Raw genomic sequence first — 9408 nt, 5'->3', positions numbered from 1 at the left:
CCCGGAGCACCTGCGTATCCCCCGCGCGGGCCCGCCTGGGGGGGGGCCCGCGCGGACCCGCCCCCCGTGGCCCTGCGGAGGTTGCCTCCGCCAGGGCCACGTACCATGGGGTAAGGCCGTGGCGTGTTCAGCCCGGCAGGCCCCGCGACGCGGAGGCCGTCCACTCACTCCGGGAGAAGCGCCTCAATATGGCCACGCGCCACGACATCCGCAACGTCGCCATCGTCGCCCACGTCGACCACGGCAAGACCACACTGGTCGACGCCATGCTCAAGCAGGCCGGTGCCTTCGCCGCGCACGCCGCCGAGTCGCTCGACGACCGCATGATGGACTCGAACGACCTGGAACGTGAGAAGGGCATCACGATCCTGGCGAAGAACACGGCGGTCAAGTACCACCCGAAGGATGGCGGCGAGGCCATCACGATCAACATCATCGACACCCCCGGCCACGCCGACTTCGGTGGTGAGGTCGAGCGCGGCCTGTCGATGGTGGACGCGGTCGTCCTCCTCGTCGACGCCTCCGAGGGCCCGCTGCCCCAGACCCGCTTCGTGCTGCGCAAGGCGCTCCACGCCCGGCTGCCCGTCATCCTGTGCATCAACAAGACGGACCGCCCGGACGCGCGCATCGACGAGGTCGTGAACGAGGCGTACGACCTCTTCCTCGACCTCGACGCCGACGAGGACCAGATCGAGTTCCCGATCGTCTACGCGTGTGCGCGTGACGGCGTGGCCTCGCTGACCAAGCCGGAGGACGGCACCGTCCCGGCCGACAGCGACAGCCTGGAGCCGTTCTTCACGACGATCCTCGAGTCGGTCCCGGCCCCGTCCTACGACGAGACCGCGCCGCTTCAGGCCCACGTCACCAACCTGGACGCCGACAACTTCCTCGGCCGTATCGCGCTGCTCCGTGTCGAGCAGGGCGAGCTGCGCAAGGGCCAGAACGTCACGTGGATCAAGCGCGACGGCACGATGGCGAACGTGCGCATCACCGAGCTGCTGATGACCGAGGCGCTCACCCGCAAGCCCGCCGAGAAGGCGGGCCCCGGTGACATCTGTGCCGTCGCCGGTATCCCGGACATCATGATCGGCGAGACCCTCGCCGACCCCGAGAACCCGATCGCGCTGCCGCTGATCACGGTCGACGAGCCGGCGATCTCCATGACCATCGGTACGAACACCTCTCCGATGGTCGGCCGCGGCGCCACCGGCAAGGGCGCGGACGCCAAGGCCGCGGTCAAGGACCGCAAGGTCACCGCCCGCCAGGTCAAGGACCGCCTCGACCGCGAGCTGGTCGGTAACGTCTCGCTCCGCGTGCTCGACACCGAGCGCCCGGACGCGTGGGAGGTCCAGGGCCGTGGTGAGCTCGCGCTCGCCATCCTGGTCGAGCAGATGCGCCGCGAGGGCTTCGAGCTGACCATCGGCAAGCCGCAGGTCGTCACCCAGGTCATCGACGGCAAGGTCCACGAGCCGGTCGAGCGCATGACGATCGACGTCCCCGAGGAGCACATGGGCGCGGTCACGCAGCTCATGGGCGTCCGCAAGGGCCGGATGGACAACATGTCGAACCACGGCTCCGGCTGGGTCCGCCTGGAGTTCGTCGTCCCGTCCCGCGGCCTCATCGGCTTCCGTACGGAGTTCCTGACCGGCACGCGCGGCACGGGCATCGCCCACTCCATCCACGAGGGCCACGAGCCCTGGTTCGGCACCCTGACGACCCGTAACAACGGCTCGCTCGTCGCCGACCGCTCCGGCGCCGTCACCGCGTTCGCGATGACGAATCTCCAGGAGCGCGGTGTGCTGTTCACCGACCCCGGCACCGAGGTGTACGAGGGCATGATCGTCGGCGAGAACTCGCGCGCCGACGACATGGACGTGAACATCACCAAGGAGAAGAAGCTCACGAACATGCGGTCGGCCGCGGCCGACTCGTTCGAGGCGATCGTTCCGCCGCGCAAGCTCTCGCTGGAGCAGTCGCTCGAGTTCTGCCGCGACGACGAGTGCGTCGAGGTGACCCCGGAGGCCGTTCGCATCCGCAAGGTCGTCCTGGACCAGAAGGAGCGCGGCCGCAGCGCGAGCCGCGCCAAGCACGGCTGATCCACCGGCCGTAGCGCCCTGTCCGACCCGCCGCGCCGCCACTGAGCCGGCCGGCCGGGCCGGGCTGATCCGCCCGTAGTGACGGGCCGATCCACCGGCGACCGAGCCCGGGTGTCCCCAAGCATGGGGGCACCCGGGCTTTTTGCAACCCGTTTTCCGCCTCGCCATGTCCGAAATGCGGAGCCCCTCGACCGATAGGCATGTAACACGTCCGTTTCGGGGGCTTCTCCGGCGGATCATTTTGTCCAGATTTTGGAAGATGTACGCGGTAGCTGTGATGGAACCGAGACCTAAAGGCTGTGGTCGGTTATCTGGCTCATGTCAGATAGTTAGCCGCGTAACGCTCGGGTCAATGGGTCATGCGCTGTGGGGACAGTGCCGACTCACGAGCACAGTGGGGTGCTTGATCCTCCGTCAGGGGTGTCGGAGATCAGCAGTGCCCCTCCTGTCCGTGCACCGGTTGAGTCATGAGGAGGTACCCATGTGCGGTGTCATCAGCACCATGTGGGTCACATCGCCCCCCGCGGTCCGCGACGAGGCGGAGTTCCGATCACGACTCTGCGCCCGCGTGCGCTGACGCCGCGGCCCGGGCGTCGGCCCGGCCCCGGTGCGTCGCTGAGCACCACCCGGTTTCCCGTCCTTGGCGGCGGACCCCGATGTGGTTCCAACTACGCGCGTCCGACTGGGAGTTCCGGTCGACCGCCGGGTAATTGACGTCTCTTCTCAACCGAACGGCGGCCTGGCACACCAGGTGACGGCCGCCGACTCGGCGCAGCCTCCTCCGCTCCGGCGGACCGGCCGCGTCCGGGTACGGCACACCCACACTTGCGGAATGGGCGAATTGTGACGAGTCCTATCGAGACTGAGGACGGCGCTGGACCGGTCGCCGTGGGCGACGGGCAGGTGGCGGCCGCGCAACCCGAGGCCGATCAGCTCGTCGGCCGGTCTCCCGGCCAGTTGATGTGGATCCGCTTCAAGCGGGACCGCTCGGGGGTCATCTCCGCCTATGTCGTGGGGTTCTACTTCCTGATCGCCATCCTCGCGCCGCTGATCGGCAAGATGTACGGCAAGAACCCGTACACGGTGTACGCGGACGAGCGTCCCGAGCTCTTCGACAGCGCGGGCGTGCCGATCCAGCCCAACGGCGGTATCAGCAGCGAGTTCTGGTTCGGTCTGGAGCCGGGCAACGGCTACGACGTCTTCACCAAGCTGATCTTCGGCATCCGGACCTCGCTGATGATCTCCGTGGCGGTGACGGTCGCGGTCGTGATCACCGGCATCCTGCTGGGAGTCACCGCCGGCTACATCGGCGGCAAGGTCGACTACGGCATCAGCCGCGTCATCGACTTCCTGCTGGCCTTCCCCTCGCAGCTCTTCTTCATCGCGAGCATGCCCGTCGTGGTCTCGCTCTTCGTGAGTCCCCGCGACGAGACGCCCACCTACGTCCGCGTGGTCGCGCTGATCGCGGTCCAGTGGGTGCTCGGCTGGATGAGTCTCGCCCGCATTCTGCGGGGCACCGCACTCGCCCTGCGAGAACGGGAGTTCATCGAGGCGGCCAAGGTGAGCGGAGCGCACCCCTGGCGGATCATCCGCAAGGAAGTGCTGCCCAACGTGGTGACACCGCTCCTGGTGCAGGCCACCTACCTGCTCCCGAACTTCGTGACGATCGAGGCGGGCCTGTCGTTCCTCGGTGTCGGCATCGTCGAACCGACGCCCGACTGGGGACAGATGTTCTCCAAGGCCTCCACGGAACTCGTCCTGCAGAACGACATCACCTACATGTTCTTCCCGGGCATCTCGATGATCATCTTCGTCGTCGCGTTCAACCTGCTCGGGGATTCGGTCAGGGACGCCTTCGATCCCAAGACGGCTCGCTGACCACAGAGTTGTGGGCGCCTTCGCCCCGATTTCGAACGGCACTTCCACAGCACATCAACGGCATTTCACTGGTCGACCAAAGCGACTCACCAGCACCGCAGGTGCACTTGTTCGCACTGGTGATACACAGATGGGTAGGAATCTGAGTGATGAGTAGGGGCGGACGCCACGCATACGCCGCGATCTCCGTGCTCGCGGCGGGAGCTCTCGTGCTCACCGGTTGCAGCAAGGGCGGCAGCGACAGCAAGGACGACAACAAGAAGGACAAGGAGAACGCGCAGCGGCAGCAGGCGTCGATCAAGTTCGGCGACGCCGCCGACTCCACCGGCCCCGCGGCCGAGGTCCCCGGCGCGAAGAGCGGCGGCACGATGGAGGTCCTCCAGCGTGACAGCTACGCGCACCTGGACCCGGGCCAGATCTACGTGTCCGACGAGGGCTCCCTCGCGACGCTGCTGCACCGCGGCCTCACCGGCTACAAGGCCACGAGCGACGACGGTTCCAAGCACGAGGTCGTCGGCGACCTCGCCACCGACTCCGGCACCACGACGGACGGCGGCAAGACCTGGAAGTTCACGCTGAAGGACGGCATCAAGTTCCAGGACGGCACGGCGATCACGTCCAAGGACGTCCGCCAGACCATGGAGCGCCTCTTCGCGCCGTTCATCAACCAGGGCCCGCCCTACATCCAGCAGTGGCTCGCGGACAGCCCGGGCGCGGACTACCGCAAGCTGCTGAAGGACGGCCCCTACAAGGGCAAGCACCTGCCGGACAGCATCCTGCAGACGCCGGACGACAAGACCATCGTCTTCAAGTTCAAGTCGCCGCACGCCGACCTTCCGTACGCCCTCGCCATGGCGGGCTACGCGATCGTCTCCGCGAAGGGTGACACCAAGGAGAAGTACGACCGGGCGCCGGTGGCGGCCGGACCGTACAAGATCCAGTCGTTCAAGTCCGGCAAGTCGATGGTCCTCGTGAAGAACACCAACTGGGACCCGAAGACCGACCCGATCCGTCACCAGTACGTGGACAAGTTCAACTTCACGTTCAACCAGCAGTACGAGGCGTCCACCAAGACGCTGCTGGCCGACTCCGGCGCCGACCAGGCCGGCCTCAGTTTCAACAACCAGGTCGACGCGGGCAACCTGTCCAAGGTCCTCACCGACCCGAAGATGAAGTCCCGCACCGTCTCCGGCTTCCAGCCGTACGTCGGTCAGATGAACATCAACCTGAGCCACCCGGCCCTCAAGGACAAGAAGATCCGCGAGGCCATCGCCTACGCCCTGCCGATCACGCCGTTCGTGCGTGCCTTCGGCGGCAACGACGCGATGGAGGTCGCCGGCGGCCTCATCAGCCCGACCGTCAGCGGCTACGACGCCTCCTTCGACCCGTTCGGCAAGCGCAAGAAGCCGGCCGGTGACCCGGACAAGGCCAAGGCCCTGCTGAAGGAAGCGGGCAAGGTGGGCATGAAGCTGACCTTCGGCTACATCAACACCCCCGAGGGCCAGCAGTACTCCACCGCCATGGCCGCGGGTCTGAAGAAGGCCGGCTTCGACGTCCAGCGCCAGGAGATCCCGGCCGAGACGTACTACGACCAGGTCAGCAAGCTGGACAACAACTACGACATCTTCCACACCGCGTGGGGTGCCGACTGGCCGTCCGCCTCGACCGTGATCCCGCCGCTGTACGACGGCCGCGGTATCGCCGACGGTGCGCAGAACTACTCGCAGGTCAACGACCCCAAGGTCAACGCGGACATTGACCGCATCAACAAGATCACCGACCCGGTCAAGGCCGCGGCCGCGTGGGAGAAGGTCGACCAGTACCTGGTCAAGGACGTCGTCAACGTCGTCCCGACCGCGTACTACAAGCAGACCCAGATCGCCGGTTCCAAGGTCGGCGGCCTGGTCTACGACGACGTGATCGGTGGCGTCGACCCGCGTCGCCTGTTCGTCAAGTAACCGTCGCTCTGACGGGGCCCGGTGCGCCTGCCGCTCGACGAGCGGCACGCACCGGGCCCCGCCGGGCCCGCTGACGTCTGAGAGCTGCCCCTGTCATGCTGCGCTTCCTCATTCGCCGCTCACTCGGCGCCGTCGTCATCCTGTTTCTGCTGAGTATCGTCGCGTTCCTGCTGTTCTTCGGGATGCCGAGGGACCCCGGGCTGCTGATGTGCGGCAAGACATGCACGCCTGCCAACCTCGAGAACATCCATCACGTGCTCGGGCTCGACAAGTCGATCCCCGAGCAGTACTGGATCTTCCTGCACAACCTCGTGCTGGGCAGCAGCGACTTCACCCAAGGGCCGTGCCCCGCGCCCTGCTTCGGGTACTCGTACCACACCAACGAGCAGGTCTGGGGCACGCTCATGGACCGGCTGCCCACCACCGTCTCGCTGACGCTGGGCGCCGCCGTCATCTTCCTGTTCGTCGGTCTCGGCACGGGCATGTTCTCCGCCTGGAAGCGGGGCACGCTCTTCGACAAGACGGTGACGGCCGGGGCGATGATCCTCAGCTCGATGCAGATCTACTTCCTCGGCCCGCTGGCGCTGGCGGCGCTGGTCTACCAGACCCACCTGTTCTCCAAGCCCGCCTACAACGACTTCACCGCCAATCCCGTGACCTGGTTCAGCGGACTGGTCATCCCCTGGGTGATCCTCTCCACGATCTTCGCCTCGCAGTACACGCGTATGGCGCGCTCGTCGATGATCGAGCAGCTCCAGGAGGAGCACGTCCGCACCGCGCGCGCGAAGGGCATGTCGCGGAAGTACGTCTTCTTCCGCTACGCCTGGCGCGGTTCCCTCATTCCCATCGTGACCATCTTCGGCATCGACCTCGGCTCGCTGCTCGGCGGCGCGATCATCACCGAGTACACGTTCGGCCTGCCGGGCCTTGGTCAACTCGCCGTCCAGGCGGTCTTCTTCAGCGACCTTCCGCTGCTGCTGGGCGTGATGCTCTTCTCCGCCGCCATGATCCTGCTGTTCAACATCATCGTGGATGCCTGCTACGCCTTCATCGACCCGCGCGTGCGGCTGTCCTAGGAGCATTCCGTGACCACTCTGACCAAGGAATCGGGCGCCGGCGTACCGGCGGACTCGGGTGCCTTCCTCTCGGTGCGTGACCTGTACGTCCGGTTCAAGACCGAGGACGGTGTCGTCAAGGCCGTCGACGGGCTCTCCTTCGACCTCGAACGGGGCAAGACCCTCGGCATCGTGGGGGAGTCGGGCTCCGGCAAGTCGGTCACCAACCTGACCGTCCTCGGCCTGCACAACCCGATGTTCACCACCATCGAGGGCGAGATCGTGCTCGACGGGCAGGAGCTGATCACCGCCCGCGAGTCGGAGTTGGAGAAGGTGCGCGGCAACAAGGCCGCGATGATCTTCCAGGACCCGCTGACGGCGCTGTCCCCGTACTACACGGTGGGGCGGCAGATCGCCGAGCCGTTCATGAAGCACACCGGGGCGTCGAAGAAGGCCGCCTGGGACCGGGCCGTGGAGATGCTCGGCAAGGTCGGCATCCCGAACCCCAGGGAACGGGCCAAGGACTACCCGCACCAGTTCTCCGGCGGTATGCGCCAGCGCGCGATGATCGCCATGGCGCTGGTCTGCGACCCCGACCTGCTGATCGCGGACGAGCCGACCACCGCGCTCGACGTGACCGTGCAGGCGCAGATCCTCGACCTCCTGAAGGACCTCCAGCAGGAGTTCGGGTCGGCGATCATCTTCATCACGCACGACCTGGGCGTCATCGCCGACATGGCCGACGACATCATGGTGATGTACGCGGGCGGGGCGGTGGAACGCGGCTCGGTGAGCGAGGTGCTCCGCTCACCCCAGCACCCGTACACCTGGGGCCTGTTGAACTCGATGCCGCGCCTCGACTCGGACCTCGGTGCGCCGCTGGCACCCATCCCCGGCGCGCCCCCCTCCCTGCTGAGGCCGCCGTCGGGGTGCCGGTTCCATCCCCGGTGCACCTTCCGGGACGAGGTCGGGGGCACGCGCTGCGTGGACGAACTTCCGCTGCTGCCGGCGGGCCGAGGAGGCGCCTGCCACCTCACGGCCCAGCAGAAGCAGGCCATTTTCATCGAGCAGATCAAGCCCCGGCTGCGTTAGGGAGAACAGCGTCATGAAGGAAGACGTCGCGAAGGACGTCCCGACGGGTGATGCCACGCTGCCCGCTCCGCGCGCGGCCACGGACGGCGGTTCCGACGAGCCGTTGCTGGTGGTCGACAAGCTGGTCAAGCACTTCCCGGTCAAGGGCGGCTTCCCGATCCGGCGCACCATCGGCGCCGTGCAGGCCGTGGACGGCATCGACCTGACCGTGCACGTGGGCGAGAGCTTCGGCCTCGTCGGCGAGTCGGGCTGCGGGAAGTCGACGACGGGCCGGCTGATCACCAGACTGCTCGAACCCACCGCCGGCCGGATCAGTTACCGCGGCCAGGACATCAGCCACGCCAGCCGACGGCAGCTGGCGCCGGTCCGTTCCGAGATCCAGATGATCTTCCAGGACCCGTATTCGTCGCTGAACCCGCGGCAGACGGTCGGCAAGATCATCTCGGGGCCGATGGAGGTCAACGGGATCAATCCGAAGGGCGGCCGGGAGAAGCGCGTCCGCGAACTCCTGGAGACGGTCGGTCTCAACCCCGAGCACTACAACCGTTTCCCGCACGAGTTCTCCGGCGGCCAGCGCCAGCGCATCGGGGTCGCCCGCGCGCTCGCCCTGGAGCCGAAGCTGATCGTCGCGGACGAGCCCGTCTCCGCCCTGGACGTCTCCATCCAGGCGCAGGTCGTCAACCTCCTCCAGGAGGTCCAGAAGGAACTGGGCATCGCGTTCCTGTTCATCGCCCACGACCTCGCGGTGGTACGGCACTTCTCGCAGCGCGTCGCCGTCATGTACCTCGGCAAGATCATCGAGGTAGGCGACCGGGAGTCGATCTACACCCGGCCCCGGCACCCCTACACGCACGCCCTGCTGTCCGCGGTCCCCGAGGTCGAACTGGACGGGACGGGCGAGGCCCGGCGCGAGCGGATCCGGCTGGCGGGCGACGTGCCGTCGCCCATCTCCCCGCCGTCCGGCTGCCGGTTCCGCACCCGCTGCTGGAAGGCGCAGGACAAGTGCGCGTCGGAGGAGCCGCCGCTCGTCCGGCTGGAAGGCAACTCCGACGGCCATCTGACGGCCTGCCACTTCCCGGAGGAGCCGTCGGTCGCCGCGCGGGCGGAGGACATCGTCCTCGACCCCGCGCTGGCCGCGCTGGAGAGGGACGAGCAGGGGAGCGCCGAGTAGCGCGACAGGGGCGCTCGGAGCGGTACGCACCCCTCGGGTGCGCGGGCGGGCCCGGCCTCACGGCCACCCCGGTGTCCTTGGCCTGTCCGCGGCGGTCACCGAGATCGACCGCGAGCCGATGGGCCTCCACCGCCGCCGCTATGCCGTCCTCGAACCTG

The 9408-nt window shown here is 67.4% G+C and carries 6 protein-coding genes; all 6 read left to right on the top strand.

Annotated elements, in window-relative coordinates:
- Positions 1 to 188 precede the first annotated feature (188 nt).
- The 6 genes from typA (at position 189) to ABZT74_RS34420 (ending at position 9250) form a co-directional block, all read left to right on the top strand.
- Positions 189 to 2096 (top strand): translational GTPase TypA, encoded by a 1908-nt coding sequence (typA, locus tag ABZT74_RS34445; protein WP_356166214.1) that lies wholly within the window; start codon positions 189 to 191, stop codon positions 2094 to 2096.
- A gap of 888 nt (positions 2097 to 2984) precedes the next feature.
- Complete coding sequence (locus tag ABZT74_RS34440) at positions 2985 to 3974, top strand: ABC transporter permease (protein WP_355865148.1); 990 nt, start codon at positions 2985 to 2987, stop codon at positions 3972 to 3974.
- 149 nt (positions 3975 to 4123) lie between these two features.
- Complete coding sequence (locus tag ABZT74_RS34435) at positions 4124 to 5932, top strand: ABC transporter substrate-binding protein (protein WP_356166211.1); 1809 nt, start codon at positions 4124 to 4126, stop codon at positions 5930 to 5932.
- Between the two features lie 95 nt (positions 5933 to 6027).
- Complete coding sequence (locus ABZT74_RS34430; RefSeq protein ID WP_356441436.1) at positions 6028 to 7008, top strand: ABC transporter permease; 981 nt, start codon at positions 6028 to 6030, stop codon at positions 7006 to 7008.
- A 9-nt stretch (positions 7009 to 7017) separates the two neighbouring features.
- Positions 7018 to 8079, top strand: a complete 1062-nt coding sequence (locus ABZT74_RS34425) for an ABC transporter ATP-binding protein (RefSeq protein WP_355865139.1) — start codon at positions 7018 to 7020, stop codon at positions 8077 to 8079.
- A 13-nt stretch (positions 8080 to 8092) separates the two neighbouring features.
- Positions 8093 to 9250, top strand: a complete 1158-nt coding sequence (locus ABZT74_RS34420) for a dipeptide ABC transporter ATP-binding protein (protein ID WP_355865136.1) — start codon at positions 8093 to 8095, stop codon at positions 9248 to 9250.
- The last annotated feature ends 158 nt before the right edge of the window (positions 9251 to 9408 follow it).

This window comes from Streptomyces sp. NPDC005302 (assembly GCF_040607345.1).
Lineage (GTDB): Bacteria > Actinomycetota > Actinomycetes > Streptomycetales > Streptomycetaceae > Streptomyces.
Note: the sequence above shows the minus strand (reverse complement) of the source record. Positions and strands in the feature narration are given on the sequence as shown.

Bases quoted from the DNA above. Each gene is read 5' to 3' on its own strand.
- typA (WP_356166214.1), top strand. From the start codon at position 189: ATGGCCACGCGCCACGACATCCGCAACGTCGCCATCGTCGCCCACGTC.
- ABZT74_RS34435 (WP_356166211.1), top strand. From the start codon at position 4,124: ATGAGTAGGGGCGGACGCCACGCATACGCCGCGATCTCCGTGCTCGCG.
- ABZT74_RS34430 (WP_356441436.1), top strand. From the start codon at position 6,028: ATGCTGCGCTTCCTCATTCGCCGCTCACTCGGCGCCGTCGTCATCCTG.
- ABZT74_RS34420 (WP_355865136.1), top strand. From the start codon at position 8,093: ATGAAGGAAGACGTCGCGAAGGACGTCCCGACGGGTGATGCCACGCTG.